This window comes from Burkholderia sp. AU17457, from assembly GCF_002223255.1.
Taxonomy (GTDB): Bacteria; Pseudomonadota; Gammaproteobacteria; order Burkholderiales; family Burkholderiaceae; genus Burkholderia; species Burkholderia sola.
In genome coordinates, this window is sequence record NZ_NKFB01000003.1 from 1635963 (window position 1) to 1661659 (window position 25697).

At 66.8% G+C, this 25697-nt stretch carries 28 protein-coding genes; 12 read left to right on the forward strand and 16 right to left on the reverse strand.

What is annotated here, in order from left to right:
* Window positions 1–154: 154 nt before the first annotated feature.
* Window positions 155–1066 carry a LysR family transcriptional regulator gene (locus tag CFB49_RS10270; protein ID WP_069617855.1) on the reverse strand — a complete coding sequence of 304 codons (912 nt, stop codon included), beginning with the start codon at window positions 1064–1066 and terminating at the stop codon, window positions 155–157.
* Between the two features lie 170 nt (window positions 1067–1236).
* Between CFB49_RS10270 and gcl the strand changes: the two genes are divergently transcribed.
* The 4 genes from gcl (at window position 1237) to lysM (ending at window position 5726) form a co-directional block, all read left to right on the forward strand.
* On the forward strand, window positions 1237–3012 hold the full coding sequence (gene gcl, locus CFB49_RS10275; protein WP_089491275.1) for a glyoxylate carboligase: 1776 nt from the start codon (window positions 1237–1239) through the stop codon (window positions 3010–3012).
* Window positions 3013–3051: 39 nt separating this feature from the next.
* Window positions 3052–3861 carry a hydroxypyruvate isomerase gene (gene hyi, locus CFB49_RS10280; protein WP_069617853.1) on the forward strand — a complete coding sequence of 270 codons (810 nt, stop codon included), beginning with the start codon at window positions 3052–3054 and terminating at the stop codon, window positions 3859–3861.
* 41 nt (window positions 3862–3902) lie between these two features.
* Window positions 3903–4796: a 2-hydroxy-3-oxopropionate reductase gene (locus CFB49_RS10285; RefSeq protein WP_069617852.1), complete on the forward strand. Its 894-nt coding sequence runs from the start codon at window positions 3903–3905 to the stop codon at window positions 4794–4796.
* A 459-nt stretch (window positions 4797–5255) separates the two neighbouring features.
* Window positions 5256–5726, forward strand: coding sequence for a peptidoglycan-binding protein LysM (gene lysM / locus CFB49_RS10290; RefSeq protein WP_069617851.1), 471 nt, complete (start codon window positions 5256–5258; stop codon window positions 5724–5726).
* A 90-nt stretch (window positions 5727–5816) separates the two neighbouring features.
* Here lysM and CFB49_RS10295 read toward each other — a convergent pair whose 3' ends face one another.
* Window positions 5817–6839 (reverse strand): asparaginase, encoded by a 1023-nt coding sequence (locus tag CFB49_RS10295; protein WP_089491276.1) that lies wholly within the window; start codon window positions 6837–6839, stop codon window positions 5817–5819.
* 271 nt (window positions 6840–7110) lie between these two features.
* Between CFB49_RS10295 and CFB49_RS10300 the strand changes: the two genes are divergently transcribed.
* The 3 genes from CFB49_RS10300 to CFB49_RS10310 all read left to right on the forward strand — a co-directional run bounded on the left by CFB49_RS10300 (window position 7111) and on the right by CFB49_RS10310 (window position 8933).
* The gene (locus CFB49_RS10300) at window positions 7111–7401 is read left to right on the forward strand and encodes a PsiF family protein (RefSeq protein ID WP_011549641.1); all 291 of its coding nucleotides are present in this window, start codon (window positions 7111–7113) and stop codon (window positions 7399–7401) included.
* 259 nt (window positions 7402–7660) lie between these two features.
* Window positions 7661–8110 (forward strand): membrane protein, encoded by a 450-nt coding sequence (locus CFB49_RS10305; RefSeq protein WP_012328676.1) that lies wholly within the window; start codon window positions 7661–7663, stop codon window positions 8108–8110.
* Window positions 8111–8345: 235 nt separating this feature from the next.
* Complete coding sequence (locus CFB49_RS10310) at window positions 8346–8933, forward strand: BPSL1445 family SYLF domain-containing lipoprotein (RefSeq protein WP_089491277.1); 588 nt, start codon at window positions 8346–8348, stop codon at window positions 8931–8933.
* Between the two features lie 123 nt (window positions 8934–9056).
* On the opposite strand, the gene CFB49_RS10315 is transcribed toward CFB49_RS10310, so the two are convergent.
* The 9 genes from CFB49_RS10315 to mltG all read right to left on the reverse strand — a co-directional run bounded on the left by CFB49_RS10315 (window position 9057) and on the right by mltG (window position 17722).
* Window positions 9057–10121 (reverse strand): glycosyltransferase family 4 protein, encoded by a 1065-nt coding sequence (locus CFB49_RS10315; protein ID WP_089435146.1) that lies wholly within the window; start codon window positions 10119–10121, stop codon window positions 9057–9059.
* A 279-nt stretch (window positions 10122–10400) separates the two neighbouring features.
* Window positions 10401–11576, reverse strand: coding sequence for an AAA family ATPase (locus CFB49_RS10320; RefSeq protein ID WP_089491278.1), 1176 nt, complete (start codon window positions 11574–11576; stop codon window positions 10401–10403).
* 42 nt (window positions 11577–11618) lie between these two features.
* The gene (locus CFB49_RS10325) at window positions 11619–12791 is read right to left on the reverse strand and encodes a mechanosensitive ion channel family protein (RefSeq protein WP_089491279.1); all 1173 of its coding nucleotides are present in this window, start codon (window positions 12789–12791) and stop codon (window positions 11619–11621) included.
* A gap of 89 nt (window positions 12792–12880) precedes the next feature.
* On the reverse strand, window positions 12881–13237 hold the full coding sequence (locus CFB49_RS10330) for a Rap1a/Tai family immunity protein (protein WP_006485939.1): 357 nt from the start codon (window positions 13235–13237) through the stop codon (window positions 12881–12883).
* Window positions 13238–13359: 122 nt separating this feature from the next.
* Complete coding sequence (locus tag CFB49_RS10335; protein WP_069617846.1) at window positions 13360–14070, reverse strand: ankyrin repeat domain-containing protein; 711 nt, start codon at window positions 14068–14070, stop codon at window positions 13360–13362.
* Window positions 14071–14113: 43 nt separating this feature from the next.
* Window positions 14114–14893, reverse strand: a complete 780-nt coding sequence (locus CFB49_RS10340) for a TatD family hydrolase (protein ID WP_089491280.1) — start codon at window positions 14891–14893, stop codon at window positions 14114–14116.
* Window positions 14894–15034: 141 nt separating this feature from the next.
* A complete protein-coding gene (locus CFB49_RS10345) occupies window positions 15035–16063 on the reverse strand; it encodes a DNA polymerase III subunit delta' (protein WP_069617844.1) in 1029 nt (342 codons plus the stop codon).
* A gap of 19 nt (window positions 16064–16082) precedes the next feature.
* Complete coding sequence (gene tmk / locus CFB49_RS10350; RefSeq protein WP_006478605.1) at window positions 16083–16703, reverse strand: dTMP kinase; 621 nt, start codon at window positions 16701–16703, stop codon at window positions 16083–16085.
* A complete protein-coding gene (gene mltG, locus CFB49_RS10355) occupies window positions 16703–17722 on the reverse strand; it encodes an endolytic transglycosylase MltG (RefSeq protein ID WP_069617843.1) in 1020 nt (339 codons plus the stop codon). Before mltG ends, tmk begins: the two co-directional genes overlap by 1 nt.
* 77 nt (window positions 17723–17799) lie before the next feature.
* Here mltG and ygfZ point away from each other — a divergent pair, with 77 nt between their 5' ends.
* Both ygfZ and CFB49_RS10365 read left to right on the forward strand, forming a co-directional pair.
* Window positions 17800–18834 (forward strand): CAF17-like 4Fe-4S cluster assembly/insertion protein YgfZ, encoded by a 1035-nt coding sequence (gene ygfZ / locus CFB49_RS10360; protein WP_089491281.1) that lies wholly within the window; start codon window positions 17800–17802, stop codon window positions 18832–18834.
* A 76-nt stretch (window positions 18835–18910) separates the two neighbouring features.
* Entirely contained in the window at window positions 18911–19756 is an 846-nt protein-coding gene (locus CFB49_RS10365) for an NRDE family protein (RefSeq protein ID WP_089491282.1), read from the forward strand.
* Window positions 19757–19772: 16 nt separating this feature from the next.
* Here CFB49_RS10365 and CFB49_RS10370 read toward each other — a convergent pair whose 3' ends face one another.
* From CFB49_RS10370 to CFB49_RS10385, 4 genes are all read right to left on the reverse strand, one after another.
* A complete protein-coding gene (locus CFB49_RS10370; protein ID WP_069617878.1) occupies window positions 19773–20219 on the reverse strand; it encodes a GNAT family N-acetyltransferase in 447 nt (148 codons plus the stop codon).
* Window positions 20220–20258: 39 nt separating this feature from the next.
* A complete protein-coding gene (locus CFB49_RS10375) occupies window positions 20259–21218 on the reverse strand; it encodes an alpha/beta hydrolase (RefSeq protein ID WP_069617840.1) in 960 nt (319 codons plus the stop codon).
* A 161-nt stretch (window positions 21219–21379) separates the two neighbouring features.
* Window positions 21380–21859, reverse strand: coding sequence for a PaaI family thioesterase (locus tag CFB49_RS10380; protein WP_089435154.1), 480 nt, complete (start codon window positions 21857–21859; stop codon window positions 21380–21382).
* Complete coding sequence (locus tag CFB49_RS10385; RefSeq protein WP_012328683.1) at window positions 21856–22170, reverse strand: Dabb family protein; 315 nt, start codon at window positions 22168–22170, stop codon at window positions 21856–21858. Before CFB49_RS10385 ends, CFB49_RS10380 begins: the two co-directional genes overlap by 4 nt.
* 196 nt (window positions 22171–22366) lie before the next feature.
* On the opposite strand from CFB49_RS10385, the gene CFB49_RS37130 reads away from it, so the two are divergent.
* On the forward strand, window positions 22367–22549 hold the full coding sequence (locus CFB49_RS37130; RefSeq protein ID WP_373453182.1) for an Arm DNA-binding domain-containing protein: 183 nt from the start codon (window positions 22367–22369) through the stop codon (window positions 22547–22549).
* 646 nt (window positions 22550–23195) lie between these two features.
* On the opposite strand, the gene CFB49_RS36755 is transcribed toward CFB49_RS37130, so the two are convergent.
* Window positions 23196–23483 carry a hypothetical protein gene (locus tag CFB49_RS36755; protein WP_084044171.1) on the reverse strand — a complete coding sequence of 96 codons (288 nt, stop codon included), beginning with the start codon at window positions 23481–23483 and terminating at the stop codon, window positions 23196–23198.
* Between the two features lie 850 nt (window positions 23484–24333).
* Here CFB49_RS36755 and CFB49_RS10400 point away from each other — a divergent pair.
* Together CFB49_RS10400 and CFB49_RS10405 are read left to right on the forward strand one after the other, a co-directional pair.
* Window positions 24334–24651, forward strand: coding sequence for a hypothetical protein (locus CFB49_RS10400; RefSeq protein ID WP_069617876.1), 318 nt, complete (start codon window positions 24334–24336; stop codon window positions 24649–24651).
* 637 nt (window positions 24652–25288) lie between these two features.
* A complete protein-coding gene (locus tag CFB49_RS10405) occupies window positions 25289–25492 on the forward strand; it encodes a cold-shock protein (RefSeq protein ID WP_069617796.1) in 204 nt (67 codons plus the stop codon).
* Window positions 25493–25697 lie beyond the last annotated feature (205 nt).

A 25697-nucleotide genomic window follows, 5' to 3' on the forward strand; every position in this document is an offset into this window, starting at 1 on the left:
CCCGGCGGCCGACGCCGCGCCCGTTGCGCGCACGGCGCCCGGACAGACCGGCAACGTGCGCGCTCGATGACCTTACCGCTGCTGCGTCGAGTTTATTCCCGCGCCGCGCGCATGAAGCGTAAAAAATCACCGAATGGCCGGGCGGCCCGTCGCGTTACGGCGTGGTGCTCCAATAGCCGGGGCGCGCATACGCTTCGCGCAGATAGTCGATGAAATAGCGCACGCGCGCCGGCACGTAGCGCTGCTGCGGGTAGACCGCGAGGATGTCGTAGTCGGGCAGCGCGTACTCGTCGAGCACGGTCTCGAGTTCGCCCGTTTCGAGCTGCGCGGCGATTTCCCACGTCGAGCGCCAGCCGAGCCCGAGCCCTTCGGCCACCCAGCGGTGCAGCAGCTCGCCGTCGTTGCAGTCGAGATTGCCGGTCACGCGGATCGTCGCGATCTTGCCGTGGCGCTGGAAATACCAGCCGCGGTTCTGCCCGCCCTGCAGGTTGAACGCGAGACAGTTGTGCCTGAGCAGGTCGTCGAGCGATTTCGGCCGGCCGTGCTGGCGGAAATACCCGGGCGTGCCGCACACCACGCGCCGGTTCGACGCGAGTTTCACCGCGACGAAGTTCGGATCGACCGCGCCGCCGATCCGGATCGACAGGTCATAACCCTCGCGCACGAGATCGACGACGCGGTCGGTCAGGTTGAACGACAGCTGCATCTCCGGTTTGTCGGCCAGGAAGCCGGGCGCGTGCGGCGCGACGTGCTTGCGCCCGAACGCGGCCGGCGCCGACACGATCAGGTGCCCGCTGACCGCGCGCCGCCCGGCGGCCAGCTCGTTCTCGGCCTGATCCCATTCGGACAGCAGCCCGCGGCAGCGTTCGAGAAACGCGGCGCCCTCTTCGCTCACCACCAGCCGCCGCGTCGAGCGATACATCAGCTTCACGCCGAGGCGCTTCTCCAGTGCGTCGATGCGCCGCCCGAGCACCACCGGCGACACGCCCTCCTCGAGCGCGGCCGCCGCGAGGCTGCCCGCGTCCGCGACCCGCACGAACGTCTCGATCTGCTTGAAACGATCCATTTGCTGCCTCCGTCCCGGCTCCGACACCGGCGCGAAGCCCGCCCGGCCGTCATTCCATACTTTTAGTTTCGAAATAAGCGACTTCGGCTGATCTTATCAAACCTTTCCTGCATCCCTACAGTGTTCCCAACAGACCGATTCGCAAGATCCGACTATCCAAGGAGACATTCATGGCCAAGATGAGAGCCGTCGACGCAGCCGTACTCGTGCTCGAGAAGGAAGGCATCCAGACCGCGTTCGGCGTGCCGGGCGCCGCGATCAACCCGTTCTACTCGGCCATGCGCAAGTCGGGCGGCATCAGCCACGTGCTGGCGCGCCACGTCGAAGGCGCATCGCACATGGCCGAAGGTTTCACGCGGGCAGCGCCGGGCAACATCGGTGTGTGCATCGGCACGTCCGGCCCCGCCGGCACCGACATGATCACCGGCCTCTACTCCGCGTCCGCCGACTCGATTCCGATCCTCGCGATCACCGGCCAGGCGCCGCGCGCGCGCCTCTACAAGGAAGACTTCCAGGCCGTCGACATCGAGTCGATCGCGAAGCCGGTCACGAAGTGGGCCGTCACCGTGCGCGAACCGGCGCTCGTGCCGCGCGTGTTCCAGCAGGCGTTCCACCTGATGCGCTCGGGCCGTCCGGGCCCGGTGCTGGTCGACCTGCCGATCGACGTGCAGCTCGCCGAAATCGAATTCGACATCGACACGTACGAACCGCTGCCGGTCTACAAGCCCGCGGCCACCCGCGCGCAGATCGAGAAGGCGCTCGCGATGCTCAACGACGCGGACAAGCCGCTGATCGTGTCGGGCGGCGGCGTGCTCAACGCGGCGGCCGAAGAGCTGCTCGTGCAGTTCGCGGAAACGGTCGGCGTGCCGGTGATCCCGACGCTGATGTCGTGGGGCGCGATTGCCGACGACCACCCGCTGATGGCCGGCATGGTCGGCCTGCAGACGTCGCACCGCTATGGCAACGCGACGCTGCTCGCGGCCGACTTCGTGCTCGGCATCGGCAACCGCTGGGCGAACCGCCACACGGGCAGCGTCGACGTCTATACGAAGGGCCGCAAGTTCGTGCACGTCGATATCGAACCGACCCAGATCGGCCGTGTGTTCGGCCCGGATCTCGGCATCGTGTCCGACGCGAAGGCCGCCCTCGAGCTGTTCGTCGCGGTCGCTCAGGAATGGAAGGCCGCCGGCAAGCTGAAGGATCGCAGCGCGTGGGTCGCGGCATGCCAGGAACGCAAGCGCACGCTGCAGCGCAAGACGCACTTCGACAACGTGCCGGTCAAGCCGCAGCGCGTGTACGAAGAGATGAACAAGGTGTTCGGCCGCGATACCTGCTACGTCAGCACGATCGGCCTGTCGCAGATCGCCGCCGCGCAGTTCCTGCACGTGTTCAAGGCGCGCAACTGGATCAACTGCGGCCAGGCCGGCCCGCTCGGCTGGACGATCCCGGCCGCGCTCGGCGTGCGTGCGGCCGACCCGAGCCGACCGATCGTCGCGCTGTCCGGCGACTACGACTTCCAGTTCATGATCGAGGAGCTCGCGGCCGGCGCGCAATTCAAGCTGCCGTACGTGCACGTCGTCGTGAACAACTCGTACCTCGGGCTGATCCGACAGGCGCAGCGCGCGTTCGACATGGACTACTGCGTGCAGCTCGCGTTCGACAACGTGAACGCGCCGGAACTGAACGGGTACGGCGTCGACCACGTGGCGGTTGCCGAAGGCCTCGGCTGCAAGGCGTTGCGCGTGTTCAAGCCGGAAGAGATCGAGCCGGCGCTGCGCCAGGCGCAAACGCTCGCGGAAGAGTTCAGCGTACCGGTGGTCGTCGAGGTGATTCTCGAACGCGTGACGAACATCTCGATGGGTACCGAAATCGACGCGATCAACGAATTCGAGGATCTCGCCGAAAAAGCCGAGCACGCACCGACCGCGATCTCGATGCTCGACTGAACCGCACGACATTCTTGACCGACCGAAGAGGCTTAGCTCATGCCGAAGTTTGCTGCAAACCTGACCATGCTGTTCAACGAAGTGCCGTTCCTCGACCGCTTCAAGGCGGCCGCGGACGCGGGCTTCGACGCCGTCGAGTTCCTGTTCCCGTACCCGTACGCGAAAGAGGCACTCGCCGAGCGGCTCGAGTCGCACCGCCTGCGTCTCGTGCTGCACAACCTGCCCGCCGGCAACTGGGATCAGGGCGAGCGCGGCATCGCGTGCCTGCCCGATCGCGTCGGCGAGTTCCAGGAAGGGGTCGGCCGTGCGATCGACTACGCGAAGGCGCTGAAGGTGCCGCAGCTGAATTGCCTGGTCGGCATCCCGTCGGCGAGCACCGCGCGCGACAAGACTTTCGTGACGATCGTCGACAATCTGCGCTTCGCGGCCGATGCGCTCAAGCGCGAAGGCATCCGCCTGCTCGTCGAGCCGTGCAACCGCTTCGACATCCCGGGCTTCGCGCTGAACCGCTCGTCGGAAGGGCTCGACGTGATCCGCGCGGTCGGTTCGGACAACCTGTTCCTGCAGTACGACATCTATCACATGCAACGCATGGAAGGCGAACTGGCCGCGACGATCGAACGCAACCTCGCATCGATCGGCCACGTCCAGCTCGCGGACAACCCCGGCCGCAACGAGCCGGGCACCGGCGAAATCAACTATGCGTTCCTGTTCGCGCTGCTCGACCGGCTCGGCTATGCCGGCTATGTCGGCTGCGAATACAAGCCCCGCACCACCACGACGGAAGGCCTCGGCTGGCTGCAAAGCGTGGCCGGCTGCGCACCGGCCTCGGCGCGTCGCGCCGCCTGAGTCGCGCCCTTCCCGTTTTCAGCCCTATAGGAGACATTCACATGGCAACCATCGGTTTCATCGGCCTCGGCATCATGGGCGCGCACATGGCGCGCAACCTGCTCAAGGGCGATCATCGGCTCGTCGTGAACGGCGCGTTCCCGATTCCGGACGATCTGCGCGGCAGCGCGAAGGTCGTCGCGAACTCGACCGAAGTCGCGCAGCACGCGGACATCATCATCTCGATGGTGCCGGACACGCCCGACGTGCGTAACGTGCTGTTCGCCGACGACGGCGTCGCGAAGGGCCTGACGGCCGGCAAGCTCGTGATCGACATGAGTTCGATCTCGCCGCTCGACACGCAGGCATTCGCGAAGCAGATCAACGCGCTCGGCTGCGACTACCTCGACGCGCCGGTGTCCGGCGGCGAAGTCGGCGCACGCGAAGCGACGCTGACGATCATGGTCGGCGGGCCGGAACAGGCGTTCGAGCGCGCGAAGCCGCTGTTCGAGAAGATGGGCAAGAACATCACGCTCGTCGGCGACAACGGCGCGGGGCAGACCTGCAAGGTCGCGAACCAGATCATCGTCGCGCTGAACATCGAAGCGGTCGGCGAAGCGCTGCTGTTCGCCGCGCGCTCGGGCGCCGATCCGGAGCGCGTGCGCCAGGCGCTGATGGGGGGCTTCGCCGCGTCGCGCATCCTCGAAGTGCACGGCGCGCGGATGACCAAGCGCACGTTCGATCCGGGCTTCCGCATCGAGCTGCACCAGAAAGACCTGAACCTCGCGCTCGACGGCGCGCGCAAGCTCGGCCTCGCACTGCCGCACACCGCGAGCGCGCAGCAGTTGTTCAGCGTGTGCGCCTCGCACGGCGGCAAGGCATGGGATCACTCGGCGCTCGTCCGCGCGCTCGAGATCATGTCGAACTTCGAGATCGGCCAGACGCCGGCCGCGTAACACGGAGGCAGCAACGCGCGCTTGTGCTGCGATGGCGGCCGCGCGCGACGCATGCACGCGACCCGGCCGCGGCCGGTCGCATCGGTGCGCGACATCACGCGCATCACGGTGGGGCGCCCCGCCCTGCATTGCCAACGGCATGCGGGACGGGGCGAAAAACGCCGCTCTGGGCTGAGAGCGGCGTGGTGGGGTCCGCAGCGGCACCCGGCGGCGCCGGGGAAGCCTTGGTCGGTCAGACGTCGTCGTCGGGTGTCCGCCTGTCGGATTTCGCGTATTACATTTCTTTACGTTCGAGCGTGCGATTTTTCATGCATTCGTCGCGATGAACGCCTACACTTTCGCCACGCCTTTCGAGAAAACCGCCGCGCCTGCGTTCCCGTCCGGGGTCCGCATCCAGCGCGGTGTTTTTTTCGCCACTTCACGGCGCGTTTTCTTTTCAACCACCTAAGGAGTGCAACGATGGGTCTTCTTTCGTTTATCAAGGAGGCGGGTGAAAAACTGCTGGGTCACGCAGATGCACAGGCAGCGGAAGATCCGAATGCCGCGAACCAGACCGCGGCCGATGCGATCAAGAATTACATCAACTCGCAAGGTCTCGACACGTCGAACCTGACCGTCGCGTTCGATGGCGCATCGCGCACGGTCACGCTGTCGGGCAGCGTCGCCGATCTCGACACGAAGGCGAAGGTCAAGGTCGCGGCCGGCAACGTGCAGGGTGTCGCGGGCGTCAACGACGACAATCTGCAGCCGGACGATCCGGAAGTGCGATACCACGACGTGAAGCCGGGCGACACGCTGTCGGCGATCGCCAAGGAAGTGTACGGCGACGCGAACAAGTATCCGGCGATCTTCGAGGCGAACAAGCCGATGCTGTCGAGCCCGGACCGGATCTACCCGGGCCAGAAGCTCGTGATTCCTCCGCAGTCCTGAGCGTTCGCGCAGCACTGACGCAAAAATGGCAGGCCCTTGGCCTGCCATTTTTTTATGCGCGCCGCGCGCCGCCCGAGCGGCGGCCATCGGTCACAGCGTGTCGAATGCGCGTTGCAGTGCGTCGCGATCGTGAATGCCGTTCGCGAGCGCGAGCATCAGCAGTACGCGCGCCTTGAACGGATGGAGCGAGCCCGCGCTCACGAAACCGAGCGCATCGTCGCTCGCGGCGCCGTTGCGCATCACGTGCCCCGAACCGACGCGCGATGCACGGACCACCGCCACGCCCGCGCTCACCGCATCGGCGAGCGCCGTCTGCAGCGTCGCATGGATCGACCCGTTGCCGGTGCCCGCGACGACGAGGCCGCGCACGCCGGCCGCGACGAGCGCGTCGACGGCCGTGCGCGTCACGCCCGCATAGCTCGCGACGACTTCGACCGCCGGCCAGGTCACGGCAATCGCCAGTTGCGCGTCGCGCGCGCGCGTGACGCGGCGCGCGAATTCGATGCGACCGTCCTGCACCCAACCGAGCGCACCAAGCTCCGGCGACTGGAACGCGTCGACCGCATACGTGCTCGTCTTCACGACGTCGCGCGCGCCATGGATCCGGTTGTTGAACGCGACCAGCACGCCTTGCCCGCGCGCGGCCGGATGGGCGGCCACCGTCACCGCGTTCAACAGGTTCAGCGGGCCGTCGGACGACAGCGCGGTCGCCGGCCGCATCGCGGCCGTCAGCACGACGGGCTTGTCGCCCCGGACGACCAGATGCAGCGCGTATGCGGTTTCCTCGAGCGTATCGGTGCCGTGGGTGATCACGATGCCGTCGATGGCCGGATCGGCCATCAGCGCGTCGATCCGCGCGGCGAGCGTATTCCACAGCGGCAGCGCGAGATCCTTGCTGTCGATGCTGGCCACCTGCTCGGCGTCGATGCGTGCGACCGACGCGAGCGCCGGCACGGCGTCGACCAGAAAATTGACGCCGAGCGCGCCGGCCTGATAGCCGGCCGTGCTGGCCGCGTCGGGCGCGGCGCCGGCGATCGTGCCGCCGGTGGCGAGTACGGCGATGCGCGGCAGCGCCGCCGCGGACGAAGGGGATGCGGTGTTCGGTGTATTCATGGCCGCGATTGTAATGGCTCCCGGCCATGTGCCGGCAGGTTCCGGCGCGGCGGCCGGTGCCGGCCGCCCCGCATCATGGTTTGTCCCGACCTACGGGCCGCGTGCGCCGTCAACGGGCATGGCGTCCGCAACGTTATAGAAAGTGCCGTTCTGGTGTTTTCACCTTGATTTGCCATAATCGGAACGTGTGGTGCGATGTGGCCCTGTCCTCATCGCGTCGTGCTTCATGACGGCGTCGATCACACGCAATTCACCCCATGGGAGTGTCGAAATGAAAATCCAATCGCTCGTAGCCGCAGTGCTTCTCGGCGGCATGCTGGCTTCCCCCGCATTCGCGGCGAACAGCCAGCAGGACAAGATGAAGGCCTGTAACACGCAGGCAGCCGGCAAGACGGGCGACGAACGCAAGGCGTTCATGAAGGACTGCCTGTCGGCGAAGCCCGCGAAGGCGATGACGCAGCAGGAAAAGATGAAGGCGTGCAACACGCAGGCCACCGGCAAGAAGGGCGACGATCGCAAGGCGTTCATGAAGAGCTGCCTGAGCAACCAGCCGGCCGCCTGAGTTCCGGCGCTCCCGTCTCGGATGCCGCGCCCCGCTTCGGCGGGCGCGGCATTTTTCGTTTTCGTTGCACGCGCATCGACCGACGCATTCCTGCCCTTCCCACCCCGTTTTTCCGGTCCGCCGCCGCGGCGGCGCCACATGGTGCGGCAATTCGCCGCGTTTTCTTCTATGATGGCTGCAACGCGGCCCACCCAAGACCAAGAAGCGCCATCGGGCCGCCCTCGAGACAGACGCGCACGCGCGTCAAACGGAGGCTTGGATGGCATGGAGACAACACCGCTGGTTCCGCCGCTGGCTGATCGTGATCGTGTTCTGGGCGGTGCCCGTCGCGATCATCGCCGTGCGCGAGATCCGCGAGGAAATGGCGTACAACAAGGCGGACCTGCAGCTTGCGCTGACCACCTGGCAGCTCACCGACGCGCAGCAGGCCGCCGGCGCCGCCGCGAAGTGCCACGGGGATCCTGACGAAGCGCGCGCGGCCGGCTGCCCGGCCGACGTGCTCGCCGCCAACGCGCCGCGCCAGCAGGCGGCCCGCGACGAATACGTGGTGCGCCGCAATACGCTCGCCGGTTACCTGTGGCATGCGTTCGTCGGCTACTGGGTCGTCCCGGCCGCGTTCCTGTTCGCATGCGGCGTCGTGATCGCGCTGATCCGCCGCGCGCTGCGCCGCCCGCCGATCAAGCCGCCCGTTCCGCCCGTCACGCACTGACACCGACGCACACTGCAAGCGCCGCCGCTCTCTGCACGCGTTCGCCGCACGCCGACCCCGCGCCGGGCGCGCGTTGGCGCCACTTCGTCCGTTGGCGCGCCGCGACACCCCCGCGCGATTTGACGCTTTTTCACACGGCAACGAAAAGAGGCCCTAATCCGCTGTGATATAACTGCCGACGTGATCCGCTCCTTGAGCGAGACTCACTCCGAACATCATCCGATGGAGAACAACGATGCAAAAACGGACTCTTGTGCTCAAAGCCGCCGCCGCGCTGATCGTCGGTAGCCTCGCGCTCACCGGTTGCACCACCACCCCGGACAAGCCGAACAACGCCGCGACCAACGCGTCCAAACGCCAGTCGATCGATGCGAGCGTCGACGCCACGCTGTCGCGCATGTACTCCACCGTCAAGGGTTCGCGCGAGCTCGTCGCGAAATCGCGCGGCGTGCTGGTCTTCCCCGAAGTGCTCCAGGCGGGCTTCATCGTCGGCGCCCAGTCCGGCAACGGCGCGCTGCGCGTCGGCGGCAGCACCGTCGGCTACTACAACACGTCGTCGCTGTCGGTCGGCCTGCAGGCCGGCGCGCAGTCGAAGGCGGTCGTGTTCCTGTTCATGACGCAGCAGGCGCTCGACGAATTCCGCAACTCGGACGGCTGGGCAGCCGGCGCCGGCGCATCGGTCGCACTCGTGAAGATGGGCGCGAACGGTGCGGTCGACTCCAACACGGCCACGGCGCCGATCCAGGTCGTCGTGCTGACCAACGCCGGCCTGATGGGCGATGTGTCGATCAACGGCACGAAGGTCACGAAGCTCAAGATCTGACGACGACGCACTGCCCGCGCGCATCGCGCGCGGGGCATGCGCAAACGGCGATGTCCTTGCGGGCATCGCCGTTTTTTTATCCGCCGGCGCCGCGCGCCACGTCGGTCAGGTTGGCCAGGCCGATCAGGTCGTCGAGTCGATCACCTTGAAGCGCGAGCGTTTCTGCGCGCGGATCACGGACTGGTACACGTCGACGTACTGCTGCGCCATCCGGCGCGACGTGAAGCGCTCCTCGAAACGCTGCCGCACGCGCGCACGCGGCAGCAGGTGCAGCCGGTTCACGGCGGCCACCGCGCTGATTTCATCCTCGACGATGAAACCCGATACGCCCTCGTCCACCACTTCGGGCACCGCGCCGCGGTTGAACGCGATCACCGGCGTGCCGCACGACATCGCCTCGATCATCACCAGGCCGAACGGCTCCGGCCAGTCGATCGGAAACAGCAGCGCATGCGCGCCCGACAGGAATTCGGCCTTCTCGTGATCGGCGATCTCGCCGATGTATTCGACGTGCGGCAACGCGAAGAGCGGCTTGATCTCGCGCTCGAAGTATTCCTGATCGGCCGTGTCGATCTTCGCGGCGATCCGGATCGGCAGCCCGCACTGGCGGGCAATGCGGATCGCGGTGTCGACGCGTTTTTCCGGCGAGATGCGGCCGAGGAACGCGAGATAGCGCGGCTCGACGGGCTGCGGCATGTACAGCGTATCGGGCAGCCCGTGATAGACGGTCGTCAGCCATTTCGCCTGCGGCAACGGCTGGCGCTGCGAATTGGAAATCGAGATCACCGGCGCCGTGTTGAACGTGTCGAACACCGGTTGCTGCTCGGGCAGGTCGAGCCGGCCGTGCAGCGTCGTCACGTAAGGCGTTTCCTGCCGGTTGAAGACCGAGAACGAGTAATAGTCCATGTGGAAATGGAGCACGTCGAAATCCTTCGCGCGGCGCGCGACCGTCTCCATCAGCAGCATGTGCGGCGCGACGCGGTCGCGGATCGACGAATCGAGCCGCAGCGCGCGCGGCCACACGGGCTCGAGTTTCGCCCGCGTCGTCGAATCCCCGCTCGCGAACAGCGTCACGTCGTGGCCGAGCTCGACGAGCGCCTCGGTGATGTAGGACACGACGCGCTCCGTGCCGCCGTACAGCTTCGGCGGCACGGATTCGGTCAGCGGGGCGATCTGGGCAATTCTCATGGTCCACGTCTCCTGTGTCCTGTCCGTTACGGCCCGGCCGGGCCGCACTCGCGCGCCGTTCCCTGTCCCTGCCGTGCCGGCCGGCGTGGCGCCAGCCGGATATCTCATTATTATTCGCGATCCCGGGAAGCGGAACCGCAGGTCTTGCATTTTTTGGGGGTTGTTACAGACCGGATACATTCGACCGATCGGCCCCGGGCCGCTTCCCCCCGGGCCCGACCGGGGCCGATCCGGCGCCGCCGGACACCGGATCCCGCCCCCCAGCACGCGATCGGCCTGTCAACGCGACGGCCACTTCCACGGCGGCAGGTCGCGCGAATCGGCATCGACGAGCGCGGTCGCGCCGAGTTGCTTGTCGAGCACCAGCGATTCGCAGCCGGCCTCGCGCTCGAGCGTCGCGATGAGCCGCGCCGCGTGCGACACGACCAGCACCTGCGAGTGCCGGGCCGCCTGCGCGATCAGCCGGCCGAGCGCCGGCAGGAGATCGGGATGCAGGCTCGTCTCCGGCTCGTTCAGCACCATCAGCGCGGGCGGGCGCGGCGTCAGCAGCGCAGCCGCGAGCAGCAGGTAGCGCAACGTGCCGTCCGACAGCTCGGCCGCCGCCAGCGGCCGCAGCAGCCCCGGCTGACGCATCAGCACGTCGAAGCGGCCGCGGCCGCCCGGATTGTCGATCTCGACCGACGCGCCGGGAAACGCGTCGTCGATCGCCGCGTCGAGCGCCGCCGCGTCGCCGATTTCGCGGATCGTCTGCAGCGCGGCGGCCAGATCGGCCCCGTCGTCGGCGAGCACCGGCGTATGGGTGCCGATCTGCGACTGGCGCGCCGGCGCCTGCGCATCGGTCCGGAAATGGTCGTAGAAGCGCCACGAACGGATCCGTTCGCGCATCGCGATCATCTCGGGCGCACCGGTCGGGTCGGCGAATTCGGTCATCATGCTGTCGAAGCTCGCGACCGGCTGCGGAATCGTCTGCCAGTCGCCCGATGCAGTGCGCGCACGGATCTGCGCGCCCTGCCGGTCGACCAGCAGCGTGGACGGGCGCGGCACCGCGCCGCCCCAGATGCATTCGCGCTTGATCACCGGATCGAGCGCGAACTGCGAATGGCTCGGCAGCGGCAGGCCGAGATCGATCGAATAGCCGAAATCGTCGCACGCGAAGCCGAGCTTCAGGCTCACAGGGCCACTGCGCACGGTGCCCGTCACCGGCGCCTCGCCGGCCAGCATCGCACGTGAAAAGCGCTCGGGGCCGGCCCACAACGTCGACGGCAAGCCGCCCTCGCGCGCGAGCGACGGGATCACGCGACCCTGCGCGGTATCGGCGAGCAGCCGCAGCGCGCGGTACACGCTCGACTTGCCGCTGCCGTTCGGCCCCGTGACGACGTTGAGCGCCGCGAGCGGCACGATCAGCTCGCGCAGCGAGCGGTAATTGGCGATGGCGAGCGTCTTCAGCGCGGTCATGGGAATGGGAAACGGGGAATCGCAGCAGGCGCCGGGCCGCCTTCAGCGGCCGTCGACAGCCTGCGGATCGGCTGCGGTGTTGGCCGCGGTACTGGCGGCAGGCGACCGCGCATGCGGCCGTTCGGGATTCGGCGCGTCCGGCGCCGATTCGTGCGGATACAGTTCCATCCGGGTGCGCGGCAGGCATTGCGGATAGCGGTTCTGCAAATAGGCGATCAGCCCTTCGCGCACGCGGCAGCGCAAATCCCAGCACGACGACGAATCGGCCGCGCTGACGAGTGCGCGCAGCTGCATCGTGCGCTCCGTCGCGTCGGTCACCTGCAGCACCTGCACGCGGCCGTCCCATTCGGGCGCGGCATGGACGAGCCGCGCGAGTTCCTCGCGCAGCGGCGCGAGCGGCGTGCGGTAGTCGACCGACAGATAGACGGTGCCGATGATTTCCGCGCTGCTGCGCGTCCAGTTCGTGAACGGGTTCTCGATGATCCACTGCAGCGGCACGACGAGACGCCGCTGGTCCCACAGCCGCACCGATACGAACGAGCCGGTGATTTCCTCGATGCGCCCCCACTCGCCCTGGATCACGACCACGTCGTCGAGCCGGATCGGCTGCGTGAGCGCGATCTGCAAGCCCGCGATCAGGTTGCCGAGCACCGGCCGCGCGGCGATACCGGCGACCAGCCCGGCCACACCGGCCGACGCCAGCAGGCTCGCGCCGACCTGGCGTACGTTCGGAAACGTCATCAGCGCGGCGCCGGTGCCGACGATCACGATCAGCACCATCACGGTCCGCACGAGCACCTTGGCCTGCGTATGGACGCGCCGCGCCTGGAGGTTGTCGGCCGTATCGATCGGATGGGCCTGGATGATCGCGTCGCCGACGCCGGCCGCGAGCCGCACGAGCAGCCACGTGAGCGACACGATCGAGCCGACCGCGGCCGCGGTGCGCATGCCGCGCACGAACGACATGCCGTCGTCCGCCTGGACCCAGAGGAACTCGAGCGCCAGCAGCGCCAGCACGACGAGCGACGGTTTGTCGATGTAGCGCAGGATCGCGCTCATCAGCGGATACGGCTGCGCGATGCGCTTCACAATGCGTGCGCCGAGGCGGTGCACGACCGTGACGACCAGTATGACGATGACCGACACGCCCAGCGTGCCGAGCCACGAATGCAACGGCGCATCGGCGATGCGCTGCAGTTCCTCGATTGAAATCATCGGCGCCCTCGAGTGATGAAGCGCACAGGCTTCGTCCTGGATGCGTCGGCGACGTCCGGGCCACGCACGCGCCCGGACACGGCGTCAGATCAGTTTCCGCTCCTGCAGGGAAACGCCTTGCCGAGACCGAGCGACACCGCGGTGCTCGCGTTGTAGTCGGCCAGCTTCGGATTTTCCGCGATGTACTTGCGCACCGCGTCCGTCATCTGTTGCGCCCGGATGTCGGGCGGCAGGCAGAAGTACTGGCCGACGCGCGGCCCCGTGGTGCCGCCGATCGCATCGATCGTGTTATAGACGCCGTCGGCGGCGCCTTCGATATAGGCCGCGCACGACGCCCGCGACTTGACGTCCGTCTTCGCGCACAGCCGGTCAAGATCCGCGCCCGTGAAAGCCGCCGCCGACAACGGCACGGCAAACGCCGCGGCACAAAACATTGCGCGCAACATGGTGTTCCTTCTTATGTCAATGCGGCCGGAGACCGCCTGCTGCCTTGGCCGGTGCGGCGCCGGACGCCCTGCTCCGGCCGGAAAGCCGGCCGGGCGGACACGCGCCGCCGCACCAAAAACCGTTATTTTGCACTCTTTTGAGCATCTGCCGGCGTCGCCGCACCGATACGCGTCGTCCGCTTGCTCAGAATCTCGATCGCGTCCGGCGCGTTGTAGTGCTTCGCGAACTCGAGCGCGGTGATGCCGAGCTGGTTCTTCACCTGCGGATCGGCGCCCTGGTCGAGCAGCAGCGTGACCGTCGACGCATGGTTGCCGCGCGCGGCCATCATCAGCGGCGTCGTGCCGTTCGGCGAGGCGGTGTCGATGTACGCGTCGTGGTCGAGCAGCACCTTGACGACCGCGTCCTGGCCGTTGGTCGCCGCGTAGTGCAGCGGCGCCCAGCCCTTCTTGCTCACTTCCGCGCCCTTGTCGATCAGCAGCTTGACGAGGCCGAGGTCGCCGTTCAGCGACGCGAGCATCAGCGCGTTTTCACCGGCCTTGTCTTCCTTCTCGAGATCGACGTTCGGCGTCGTGGCGATCGCCGCCGCGACCTTGTCGGACTTCTCGCGTGCGGCGATCACGAGGATCGGGTCGCCGTTCGGCGCGATCGTGTTCGGGTCGAGCTTGCCGCTCTTGAGCTGCTTGCCGATATCGGCGATGTCGTCGAACTTGACGGCCTTGACGATCGCGTCAAGCGACTCGGCATGCGCGCCGGCGGCGGCGAACAGGCCGCTCGCGACGAATGCGGCTGCAACGAGTGCGCGTTTGGGCAGATGGTTGGTCGGCTTCGTCATTGTTGTGGGCTCCTTCCCTGGGTTGTCGGCTGCGCGCGCGTCGTTAGCGGGCGATCTTGAACAGCCGGAAAAAGTTCTGCGTTGTCGCATCGGCGAGCGCCTCGACGGCGATCCCGCGCTCGGATGCGATAAAGCGTCCGACATGGCTGACGTACGCAGGTTCATTCGGCTTGCCGCGATACGGCACCGGCGCGAGGTACGGCGAGTCGGTCTCGATCAGCAGCCGGTCGAGCGGCACGCGCCGCGCGACGTCCTGCACGTCGGTCGCGTTCTTGAAGGTGACGATGCCCGACAGCGAGATATGGAAGTTCTGCGCGAGCGCCTGCTCGGCGACCGGCCACGGCTCGGTGAAGCAGTGCATCACGCCGCCCGGCACGTCCGCGCGCTCCTCGGCCATGATGCGCAGCGTGTCTTCCGACGACGAACGCGTGTGGATGATCAGCGGCTTCATCGTCGCGGTCGCCGCGCGGATATGCGTGCGAAAGCGGTCGCGCTGCCATTCCATGTCGGCGATCGAGCGGCCTTCCAGACGGTAGTAGTCGAGGCCGGTTTCACCGATCGCGACGACCTTCGGATGCGCGGCCAGCTCGACCAGCTCCGCGAGCGTCGGCTCGCGCGCGTCCTCATGATCGGGATGCACGCCGACCGATGCGTACACGTTGTCGTGCGCTTCGGCGATCGCGAGCACGTCGGGCAGCGTCTCGAAATCGACCGACACGCACAGCGCGTGCGTGACGTCGTGCTCGCGCATGTTATCGAGAACGGCCGGCAGGCGGTCGGCCAGGCCCTTGAAATTGATGTGGCAGTGAGAGTCGACGAACATCGTGTTTCCTGAATACGTGAGACGGGCGCTCATGCGCCCGCCGGCATGCGGCACCGGGCGACGCAGGCGGGCCGGCCGGCCACGGTCGCGCCGCCGCGTGATCCGCTCATCGTTTCGCAACCCATCGGAAACAATATCGGATCAACCAAACATTTCCCGATATCCGAGAAACAATTCCTCGAATACGAGCCGCGCGTTGAGCGGATGGTTCTCGACCGTCCGCTGCCGCGTCACGGCCTTCATGAAGCGCGCGAATGCATTCGCGTCGACCGCTTCCGCGCAGCGCGCCAGGGCAGCCGCGTGCGTCGGGAAGTAGCGCGGCGCGCCGGCCATCCGCTGCGCGAGCAAATCGTACAGCCAGCGCTGCAGCCAGCCGAGCACCAGCGGCACCGGCAGCTTCTGCAGCGCTTCACCGCAGGCGAACGGATCGCAGCCCGCGCCGGCGGCCAGTTGCCCCAGCGTGTAATCGCGCAGCGGGCGGTTCTCGTCGCTCGCGAGCGCCAGCGCGGCGAGCGGCGCGCCGCCGGCTTCGGCGAGCAGCGCGCTGGCGTGGTCCACGCCCTGCGCCGCGAGCCACGCGGCGGCGGCCTCCGGCGCCGGCACGGTCATCGGCCACTGCCGGCAGCGGCTGATGATCGTCGGCAACAGGCGGTCGATGCGCGCCGACACGAGCAGGAACACGACGCCCGGTGGCGGCTCCTCCAGCGTTTTCAGCAGCGCGTTCGACGCGGCGACATTGAGCGCCTCGGCCGGATACAGCACGACGACGCGCGCGCCGCCGCGGTGCGAACCGACCCCGCAGAAGTCGAGCAGCGCGCGCACCTGCTCGATCTTGATTTCCTTGCTCGGCGCCCGCGTCTTCTTGCCGCCTTCGTCCGCGTCGGCGGGCTTCGCATCGTCGGCCGCACCCGGCGCCTCGCCCGCCAGCGCTTCGGGCAGCACGATCCGGTAGTCCGGATGGTTGCCCTGCGAGAACCAGTTGCAGGCCGCGCAGGTACCGCACGGCTCGCCGTTCGGCTGCGGCGATTCGCACAGGAAGCCCTGCGCGAGATGCTGCGCGAACTGCAGCTTGCCGATCCCGGCCTGACCGTGCAGCAACAGCGCATGCGGCCATTGCGCGCGCAGTTGCTGCAGGCGGTTCCAGTCGTCGGTTTGCCACGGATAGATCATGGGGTGCGTTCCTTGCGGGTTACAGCGCGGCGAGCACGCGTTCGAGCTGCTGGCGGATCTCCGGAATCGATCGTGTCGCGTCGACGATCGCGAAGCGGTGCGGCGCCTCTTCCGCGCGCCGCAGGTATTCGGCGCGCGTGCGCGAGAAGAACGCGTCGGACTCGCTTTCGAACTTGTCAGGCATGCGCGCGGCGCCGCGACGCTCGCTCGCGACCTGCGGCGCGACGTCGAACAGCACCGTGAGGTCCGGCTGGAAACCGCCCTGCACCCAGCGCTCGAGCGTCTCGAGCTTGTCGCGCGGCAGCCCGCGGCCGCCGCCCTGGTAAGCGAACGTCGCGTCGGTGAAGCGATCCGACACGACCCAGTCGCCGCGCGCGAGCGCCGGCTCGATCACGAGCGCGAGGTGCTCGCGACGCGCGGCGAACATCAGCAGCGCTTCCGTCTCGAGATCCATCGGCTGGTTCAGCAGGATCTCGCGCAGTTTCTCGCCGAGCTGCGTGCCGCCCGGCTCGCGGGTCACGACGACCTGCCGGCCGGCCGCGGCCAGCCGGCCCTGGAGGCGTTCGCAGAACCATTGCAGGTGGGTGGTCTTCCCCGCCCCGTCGATGCCTTCGAACGTGATGAATTTACCGCTCGCCATTATTGACCTCGTATGTACTTGTCCACGGCCTTGTTGTGGTCGCCGAGCGTGTCCGAGAACACGCTCGTGCCGTCGCCCTTCGCGACGAAATAGAGCGCGCTCGTCGGCGCCGGATTGATCGCCGCCTGCAGCGCGGCGACACCCGGCAACGCGATCGGCGTGGGCGGCAGCCCGCGTCGGGTGTAGGTATTGTAGGGAGTGTCGGCCTGCAGGTCGCGCTTGCGCAGACGGCCGTCGTACGCATCGCCGAGCCCGTAGATCACCGACGGATCGGTCTGCAGCGGCATGCCGATGCGCAGCCGGTTCGCGAACACGGCCGCGACGAACGCGCGGTCGGCCGCGTGGCCCGTTTCCTTCTCGACGATCGACGCAATCGTCAGCATTTCGTAAGGCGTCTTGTACGGCAGCCCCGGCGTGCGCGCGGCCCATGCCTCGTCGATGCGCGTCTGCATCAGGCGGTACGCGCGCCGGTAGATGTTCAGGTCGCTCGTGCCCTTGTCGAACAGGTAGGTATCGGGGAAGAACAGCCCCTCGCCGCTGCCGCGCTGCACCGCGCTCTCCGATGCGCCGATCGCGCGCAGCAGCTCGGCGTCGCTCATGCCGGCCGTCGCGTGCGCGAGATCGGGGTTCGCGTCGAGCTCCGCGCGCATCCGCTTGAAGGTCCAGCCCTCGATGACCGTCGCGACGTACTCGTTCACGTCGCCGCGCGCGATCTTCTGCAGCACGTCGTAAGGCGTGATGCCGGTCTTGAATTCGTAGTTGCCCGATTTGAGCCGGCTCGACAGCCCGAGCACGCGCGTCATCGCGACGAACGCGAACGGCTCGACCGGCACGCCGCCGCGCTTGAGCTGCAGCGCGACGCTCTTCACGCTGCTGCGCGGCTTGATCGTGACGTCGAGCGATGCCGCGCCCAGCAACAGCGGCCGGGTCGCCCAGTAATACCCGCCGCCCGCGCCGGCAGCGGCCACAACGACGGCCAGCGCCACGATCGTCGCGGCGCATTTCTTCAGTAGGGACATGGAAACGTGACTCAGGTAAGACCCATATAATACTTGCTCGCCTCCGTCAAAGTCAGGGTTGACTGTTCCCTCATTCCATGAGCACACCGTTCGCTTCACCGGCTGCCCGGGCCGCATCTGCCTCGCTCCCCGTTTTCCTCCGCCCGTCCGCCGCCGATTTCGACGCGCCGGGCGCCTGCATGCCGCTGCCGCAGTTCGGCGTGATCGACGTGGCCGGCGGCGACGCCGCGACGTTCCTGCACAGCCAGCTCACCAACGACATCGAGCACCTCGATGCCGGCAGCGCGCGGCTGTCCGGGTACTGCTCGCCGAAGGGCCGCCTGCTCGCGTCGTTCCTCACGTGGCGCGCCGGCCACGACGTGCGCCTGCTCGTGTCGAAGGACGTGCAGCCGGCCGTGCAGAAGCGGCTGTCGATGTTCGTGCTGCGCGCGAAGGCGAAGCTGACCGACGCCAGCGACGCGCTCGCGGTGGCCGGCTTCGCGGGCGACGTGCGCGACGCGCTGTCGGGCATCTTCGATGCGCTGCCCGACGGCGTGCACGTGAAGGTCGACGGCCCGGCCGGCGCGCTGATCCGCGTGCCCGATGCGGCCGGCCGCAAGCGCTATCTGTGGATCGGCCCGCGCGCCGAGGTCGACGCGCGCCTCGCCGCGCTGGCCGGCACGCTGCCCGTCGTGTCGCCTGCCGTGTGGGACTGGCTCGACGTTCGCGCGGGCGAGCCGCGCATCACGCAGCCGGCCGTCGAACAGTTCGTCCCGCAAATGGTCAACTTCGACGTGATCGGTGCCGTTAACTTCAGGAAAGGGTGCTACCCGGGCCAGGAAGTGGTGGCGCGCAGCCAGTACCGCGGCACGATCAAGCGCCGCACCGCGCTCGCGCACGTCGTCGGCGAGACCGATACCGTGCATGCCGGCGTCGAGCTGTTCCACAGCGACGACCCGGGCCAGCCGTGCGGAATGGTCGTCAACGCGGCGGCCGCGCCGGCGGGCGGCGTCGACGCGCTCGTCGAGATCAAGCTCGCCGCGCTCGACAGCGGCACGGTGCACCTCGGTTCGGCCGACGGCCCGGCGCTCGCGTTCGACGCGCTGCCGTACGCGTGGCCGACCGAAGCGTGATGCACTGACAACCCGTTCGCGCGCCGGCTCGCGAGTCGCAGCCGGCGCGCGACGTTTCCTGCGAGAGATTCGCCCGATGTGTCTGATTGCCTTCGACTGGCAGCCCGATGCCGCCGCCGGTCCCGTCTTTACCCTCGCCGCCAATCGCGACGAGTTCTTTCGCCGGACCAGCGCGCCGCTCTCTTGGTGGGAAGACGTGCCGGGCGTACTGGCCGGCCGCGATCTCGAAGCAGGCGGCACGTGGCTCGGCGTCTCGCGCGACGGCCGCTTCGCCGCGCTGACCAACTACCGCGCGCCGTTCGACATCCGCGCGGGCGCGCCGACCCGCGGCAAGCTGGTCTCCGACTTTCTCGGCGGCTCGCCTGTCGCGCCGCTCGACTATCTCGCGCAGCTTGCCGAGCATGCGGCCGTGTACAACGGCTTCAACCTGCTCGTCGGCGACTGGCGCCGGCGCGAACTCGCGTGGTTCTGCAACCGCGCGCCCGAAGGCGAAAGCCGCGTCGCCGCGCCCGTCGCGATCGCGCCGGGCGTGCATGCGCTGTCGAATGCGCGGCTCGATACGCCCTGGCCGAAAGTGGTGCGCAAGCGCGCGGAACTCGGCACGCTGCTCACCGACAACCCGACCCCGTCGCTCGACGAACTGATCGCGCTGATGCGCGACCCGCACGTCGCGGACGACGACGCGCTGCCGCACACGGGCATTCCGATCGAGCGCGAACGCGCGCTGTCGGCCGCCTTCATCGAGACGCCCGAATACGGCACGCGCGGCACGACCGCGCTGCGCGTCACGATGAAGGAAGGCGTGCGGCTGACGGTCGAGGTCAAGGAACGCAGCGACGACGACGGCTCGCACCGCACCGTCCGCCCCGGCGCATTCGAGCGCGCGTTCACGTTCGATATCGACGCGGCGCGGCCGCGCTGAGCGCACACGTGGCGCGCTACGGCGCGCGCGCCATCTCGACGTGCGGGACGCCGGCTTCGACGAACGGTTCGCCGACCGCCGCAAAGCCGTGCCGCAGATAGAACGACACCGCCGAGTCCTGCGCGTACAGCCGCACGACTGCTTCGCCGCGGCGCCGCGCGGCGTCCAGCAGCGCATTCAGCACGGCCGACCCGACCCCCTGCCCGCGCATGTCGGCCAGCACCGCGACGCGGCCGATCGTGCCGGACGGCAACAGCCGCCCCGTCGCGACCGCGCGGCGCAGCCCGGTCGCCGCGTCGGTCCGGTACGCGACCGCATGCAGCGACAGCGGATCGTCGTCGTCGAGTTCCCATTCCGGCGGAATCTGCTGCTCGCGCACGAACACCGCGTCGCGAATCCGCGCGGCGTCACCGCCCAGCACCGTCCAGTCGCCCGTTTCCACCCTGCCCACGCCGTTCGTCATCGCCATCCTCCCGCGGCGCGCGCCTTCCGGCGCCCGCCGTCAAACCTCGTCGAATGCGGCCTTAAGCGCCGCGACCGCATCGGCATGCGCGACCCGTACCTCCGGCACGTAGCCGCCCATCTTGAAGAATTCGTGGATCATTCCCGGATAGCAGACCAGCGTGACCGCGTTGCCGGCCGCACGCAACTTGTCCGCGTACGCCGCGCCCTCGTCGCTCAGCGGATCGTATTCGGCCGTCGCGATCCACGCCGGCGCGACGCCCGCGAACGACGGCGCATCGCGCGTGCCGTCGAGCGGCGCGAAACGCCAGTCGTCGCGATCCGCCCGATCGCGCACGTATTGCGTGAAAAACCACTGGATCGTGTCCTGCGTCAGCAAGTGGCCGCTGGCGAGTCGCGCGTGCGACTCGGTGTCCTGGTCACGTGTCACGCCCGGATAGATCAGAAGCTGCAGCGCAAGACGAATGCCCGCGTCGCGCGCGAGCACCGCGCAGACCGTCGCGAGCGTTCCGCCCGCGCTGTCGCCGCCGACAGCCAGCCGCGCGGCGTCGATGCCGAACGCGGCGGCCTCGCGATGCAGCCATTGCAGCGCGTCGTCCGCGTCGTTCACCGCGGTCGGAAATTTGTGCTCGGGCGCGAGCCGGTAGCCGACCGACAGCACCGCGCACTGCGCATCGTGCGCGAACATCCGGCACAGCGCATCGTGCGTGTCGACGCTGCCGACCGTGAAGCCGCCGCCGTGGTAGTACACGAGCGCGGGCAGCGGCTCCGCCAGGCTCGGCGCGACCGGCAGATACAGCCGCGCGCCGATCGTGCGGCCGTCGCGCGTCGGCACCACGCATTCCTCCACCGAATGCATCGGCGCCGGCGCGACGTCGAGGATCGGCGCGCTCTTCTCGTACGCGGCGCGCGCCTGCTGCGGCGTCTGGTGGTGATACGACGGACGTTTCGCGCGCTCGATCATGTCGAGCACCTGGGCGATCTTCGGATTCAGCGGCATCGGAGTGGACGGCGCCGGCGGGGCGCCGTGAACGGACAAGCGTGACATGATGCCACGCGGGGGCCGGACACGCGGCGCGCCGCGCCGTGTGCCGGCATTCCATGCCGCCAAACGAAACGGCCCTGCCGCATCGAAGAGACAGGGCCGCGCGTGGCGGATGCTTACGCGTCGCTCGGGCCGGGATGGGCGTCCGGCGCCGTGCGCGAGCGTTGCCGCTTGATGTCGCGGCCGACCGCAAGCCGCCGCATGTACTTGAACGTGCCGAGCGCCTTCGCGACGAAATTGCCGTCGCTGTCGCGCACTTCGCCTTCGCAGTAGGCCATCGTCGTCGAGCGGTGCATCACGCGCCCGTAAGCGCGCAGCTCGCCGCGGCCCGGCTGCATGAAGTTCACCTTCATCTCGACCGTGACGACGCCGACGCCGTCGTCGGTCAGGCTGCGCGCCGCCATCGCGAGCGCGATATCGGCGAGCGTCATCGTCACGCCGCCGTGCGCGATACTCCACGTGTTCATGTGGCGCTCCTCGAGCGGCAGCACGATCTCGCTCGCACCATCCTTCGCGGACACAAGCTGCACGCCGAGCAGATCGACGAACGGGCTTTCGATCGACGGGCCTTCCGTCGGGGTTGCCGCGTCGCTCATCGTGCGACGTCGACGATGTAGTCGACGCACTCGCGCGATTCGGCCACCGCGACGACGAATTTCTTCACTTCCTGGTGAACCGGATGCACCTGGTACGCGTCGAGCGCCGCCTTGTCGGTGAAATCGGAGACGAGCACGATGTCGGCGGTCGCGTCGAGGCCGGGCGTCGCCAGGCCGACGTCGATCTGCAGGGTGCCCGGCACGAGGTCGCGGCAGCCTTCGAGCTTTTCCTTCAGCTTCAGCGCGTTCTGCGCGCGCGTGGCGCCTTCCGCGGATTCTTTCAACTTCCACATGACGATATGTCTGATCACTTCGGTTGCTCCTGTTCGTGTTGGTTCGGCGATTCGCGTGGAATCCTTGCCAGTCGGGCATCTTACGCCCGCCCGCCGCTCGACTCTCCGTTCGCTCGAGATCTCGTCCGGTCGAAAAAACGGGTAATAAAGGGCATCAATTGAAATCTTCACGGAAGATAGCCGCTTTCTCACCGTATCACTCGCCGACGTCAAGATCCTACGAGCGAAGGCAGGCGACAAGCCTACCAAACTTACCGACGGCAATGGACGGTATCTGCTGGTGAAGCCGTCCGGCTTCAAGCTCTGGCGTTACAAATACAGGAGTGCCGGGAAGGAAAACCTCTTCCCGATTAGCGAATATCCCACGATCAGCCTTCAAGACGCGCGCTGCGCGTGACGATGCCCACGAACTCGTCAAGAAGGGACCGCACCAGTCACATGCTCGGCACGAATTGCTGTCGGCACGTATCAACGAAGGCAAAGCCACTTTTCGCGGAGTCAGCGACGCGTGGCTGATGCAAGCGTGGGCAAATTGGCTCGACGACGTCGAGCGAGAAGCACTCCAACCCCAAGACGGCGGCGCAGCAGATGTCCCCCTGTTGGTGACCGATGCAGCAGTACCTGCGCCATCTGACAAGGCCCGGCGCACAAACCTACGCCAAAACCTGCGCTCGTGCTTTTTGGGGATAGGCCGTTATCGACACTTCCGTCATTCGACTTCGACAGGTTTGATGTCCGGCATTGACAAACCGAAGGTGGGCCAGGAATGGAGGCAAGCATCGTTCGCGACCGTAATAGGCGCGCCGAGGTACCCGCGAACGAACACAGGAGATGGTGTGCCTCGCAACGCGAAACACTGCGCTCAGCGTTGAGCACACCTGGATGACCGCGCGCAGCGCGAGACGATGCGAGATTCCATCCAGGTTGACTTGCACGGCCGATACCATCGCGAAGGTCCTTGCGGCTCCTTTCCCAAAAACGACCGTGAAACAGGCAAAGGGACAGTCGCGATGGTCAATTGCTCTGGCGCCACTGCTGCGCTTTCATAAGTCGGCGACTGAAGCCCCGCCCACCTTCCCGTCGACGATGTCCTTACCTTGTTGCCGTGCTGCGCGTCTCGCAACTCCAAAGTCGGAGAACGTGTGGGGCTGGTTCAGCCGGAAAATACGACTACCGGGGGAGCTTGCTATCGAGGCCGGACGACATATGCGCACCGCAATGTCATACCCTTCGGCATAACGGGAATGTCTGTCAAAGCGAATAAACGTACGGGAAAATACAAGAGGATGAAGTTCGAACCCCTTGTAGAGAAGAAGCGGATATGTCGGCATGTTGATTACTCCACAAGGGGAGGCCCACTATACACGGAACGGGTAGCTGGGTGACCGAGATTCTTCGAATTGCATCGTCCGAAGCGCCAGCCCGCGCATCTCGATACTGGTCTACAAGCGAATCGCTGCCGACCCATTACGACGGCCGCCAGCCACCGTCCGGCACACGCATGGTTCAGGGCGGTGACAGCTCCGCCCGCGCTCCCCTCTCGGCCGCACCTACTCCGGATGGCGTCGGAAACTGCTCCTGGTAAGCTAGACGATAGGCAGCTTCCGCCCTTATTTCAGCGGGCGCGATGTTCGGTCTCTAGAGTGCCCATGGCCGCATGCCGACGCTAGCGCTACCGACCGATCTCGACATGATGCAGCGACATTGCATCTACACTCCTGGTCACGGCCGAAATAAAATGGCTGCCCCCTCCGGCGAGGCGCGTATGATGGCCTCATGCGGGCCGCATGTGCAAATCGATGGCTCCTCCCTCCAGCTTGGGCCTCCCGCGGTTGTGCACGGTATTTTCCGTCTCTTCAGTCCGCCACGTCGTGCGGCATACGTCCCTCGGAACCGGCTCCTGCGCAGCCCGTTCAAGTGAACCCTAGTGCTCTCGCTGGGCATCAATTCAAATTGCAGGTCTCGATCAAAAGGCGGCGAAGATGAGTTGGCACTGCAGCGTGGAACGCGAATTGGTACATATCAGACGAGCGATCAGACTCCTTGAAAAAAACGCAGCAGGCCTTCATCAACAGATTGTCTATAAGCAATCCTTTGTATTGGAGAATCAAGCTCGCCCCTCTTCACGCGCAATCCGGGAGGCAGGTACAGCAAGCCGACTTCACGATTCGGAGCAACATCATGATTGACGCCAGCCCAAGCAACACGTTTCGACATCTCCCGCTCTCGAGCGAACAAGACGCGGAAATTCGGCATTACATAAAGAGGAAGGAGCAAAGGGGCGATCAATGGGATACCCAAGAACTGGCCATGATGCTCGAAGACATGCTGTCTCCTCCGCCAAGCGACGACGAGGAGCCGGAGCCGACCGTTGAAGCAACGAAACTAGCCTGCGAGTTCGCTTTGGCATCGATCAACGAAGCCATGGAATCTGTTTCCGCAAGCGAAGAGCGGCTTGCCGCGGTGGAAGCCGAGGAAATGAAACATTTGAGAGGATAGGGGTTTGCCTGCGCCCACATGTCATGTCCACGACTTGTCGATTACACACGGCCAGCATCGTGGATACCCCAGTGGGTACGGCGTTGGTGTATTCAAGAGCCGGGCCTGTGCGCGGCAACCTACGCTCCCGCCGGGTTGCCCCCTCTCGCGGCCAATGAGAGGTGGTCGCCCCCCACGGGGACCACTGGTAAATTCAGGTTACCCAATCAATTTTTCGCAGTCACACGAGCACGCACCCTACAGCGGTATCAGCAACTGTCACTCGAATGATGCAGCAGTACCTGCTCTTTATCTGACAAGCCCGGCGTACAAACCTACGCTTGTGCTTTTGCGGATGGGCGGGTGCCGGTCCTGAACAGCCGGTCGCAGACGAAACAACAAGGATGGCTCCCTAAGAGCAAGCAGTCACGTCGGCGATCAGTCGCCGACCGAATTTCAGTCACTTGCTCTGCCGCGTTCAAAAGCGCTTGACACATTTCTTGACGACGCGTACTGTCGGCCGCTGAAGTATTCAAGAAGCGCGATTGCTGCTCATCATCGACCGCAGCCTGCGGTATTCGTTGTCCTCTCCCTCCTTGATTTCTTTTTCCTCGTTCATTCGGGGCACATGCGCTCGTTTATTTTCAGGAGATCTAACATGGATACCGGTACCGTCAAGTGGTTCAACGACAGCAAAGGCTTCGGTTTCATCACCCCCGACAAAGGCGGCGATGATCTGTTCGCCCACTTCTCGGAAATCCGCAGCGACGGCTTCAAGACCCTCGCGGAAGGTCAGAAAGTCAGCTACGAAACGAAGAGCGGCCCCAAAGGCCTGCAGGCCTCGAACATTACCCCGCTGTAATCGCCGAACCCTCAGCCCATCGACGGAGCGGCACATCACGGCCGCTTCACGTGCCAAACCCGGCGTCGCATGGGCGACTCGACGCAGGCCCGGCATGGCCGTCCGCTTTGCATCAGGCCATCGCCTCCGGGCGTGTGCCTATACCCCAATGTCGCACGCCGCGCGCATGTTAGGCCGCACCAGCGCGATCGCACACATAGCGCTC

Coding starts and splice junctions, on each gene's coding strand:
- CFB49_RS10270 (WP_069617855.1), bottom strand. CDS start 1,066: ATGGATCGTTTCAAGCAGATCGAGACGTTCGTGCGGGTCGCGGACGCG.
- gcl (WP_089491275.1), top strand. CDS start 1,237: ATGGCCAAGATGAGAGCCGTCGACGCAGCCGTACTCGTGCTCGAGAAG.
- hyi (WP_069617853.1), top strand. CDS start 3,052: ATGCCGAAGTTTGCTGCAAACCTGACCATGCTGTTCAACGAAGTGCCG.
- CFB49_RS10285 (WP_069617852.1), top strand. CDS start 3,903: ATGGCAACCATCGGTTTCATCGGCCTCGGCATCATGGGCGCGCACATG.
- lysM (WP_069617851.1), top strand. CDS start 5,256: ATGGGTCTTCTTTCGTTTATCAAGGAGGCGGGTGAAAAACTGCTGGGT.
- CFB49_RS10295 (WP_089491276.1), bottom strand. CDS start 6,839: ATGAATACACCGAACACCGCATCCCCTTCGTCCGCGGCGGCGCTGCCG.
- CFB49_RS10300 (WP_011549641.1), top strand. CDS start 7,111: ATGAAAATCCAATCGCTCGTAGCCGCAGTGCTTCTCGGCGGCATGCTG.
- CFB49_RS10305 (WP_012328676.1), top strand. CDS start 7,661: ATGGCATGGAGACAACACCGCTGGTTCCGCCGCTGGCTGATCGTGATC.
- CFB49_RS10310 (WP_089491277.1), top strand. CDS start 8,346: ATGCAAAAACGGACTCTTGTGCTCAAAGCCGCCGCCGCGCTGATCGTC.
- CFB49_RS10315 (WP_089435146.1), bottom strand. CDS start 10,121: ATGAGAATTGCCCAGATCGCCCCGCTGACCGAATCCGTGCCGCCGAAG.
- CFB49_RS10320 (WP_089491278.1), bottom strand. CDS start 11,576: ATGACCGCGCTGAAGACGCTCGCCATCGCCAATTACCGCTCGCTGCGC.
- CFB49_RS10325 (WP_089491279.1), bottom strand. CDS start 12,791: ATGATTTCAATCGAGGAACTGCAGCGCATCGCCGATGCGCCGTTGCAT.
- CFB49_RS10330 (WP_006485939.1), bottom strand. CDS start 13,237: ATGTTGCGCGCAATGTTTTGTGCCGCGGCGTTTGCCGTGCCGTTGTCG.
- CFB49_RS10335 (WP_069617846.1), bottom strand. CDS start 14,070: ATGACGAAGCCGACCAACCATCTGCCCAAACGCGCACTCGTTGCAGCC.
- CFB49_RS10340 (WP_089491280.1), bottom strand. CDS start 14,893: ATGTTCGTCGACTCTCACTGCCACATCAATTTCAAGGGCCTGGCCGAC.
- CFB49_RS10345 (WP_069617844.1), bottom strand. CDS start 16,063: ATGATCTATCCGTGGCAAACCGACGACTGGAACCGCCTGCAGCAACTG.
- tmk (WP_006478605.1), bottom strand. CDS start 16,703: ATGGCGAGCGGTAAATTCATCACGTTCGAAGGCATCGACGGGGCGGGG.
- mltG (WP_069617843.1), bottom strand. CDS start 17,722: ATGTCCCTACTGAAGAAATGCGCCGCGACGATCGTGGCGCTGGCCGTC.
- ygfZ (WP_089491281.1), top strand. CDS start 17,800: ATGAGCACACCGTTCGCTTCACCGGCTGCCCGGGCCGCATCTGCCTCG.
- CFB49_RS10365 (WP_089491282.1), top strand. CDS start 18,911: ATGTGTCTGATTGCCTTCGACTGGCAGCCCGATGCCGCCGCCGGTCCC.
- CFB49_RS10370 (WP_069617878.1), bottom strand. CDS start 20,219: ATGACGAACGGCGTGGGCAGGGTGGAAACGGGCGACTGGACGGTGCTG.
- CFB49_RS10375 (WP_069617840.1), bottom strand. CDS start 21,218: ATGCCGCTGAATCCGAAGATCGCCCAGGTGCTCGACATGATCGAGCGC.
- CFB49_RS10380 (WP_089435154.1), bottom strand. CDS start 21,859: ATGAGCGACGCGGCAACCCCGACGGAAGGCCCGTCGATCGAAAGCCCG.
- CFB49_RS36755 (WP_084044171.1), bottom strand. CDS start 23,483: ATGCCGACATATCCGCTTCTTCTCTACAAGGGGTTCGAACTTCATCCT.
- CFB49_RS10400 (WP_069617876.1), top strand. CDS start 24,334: ATGATTGACGCCAGCCCAAGCAACACGTTTCGACATCTCCCGCTCTCG.
- CFB49_RS10405 (WP_069617796.1), top strand. CDS start 25,289: ATGGATACCGGTACCGTCAAGTGGTTCAACGACAGCAAAGGCTTCGGT.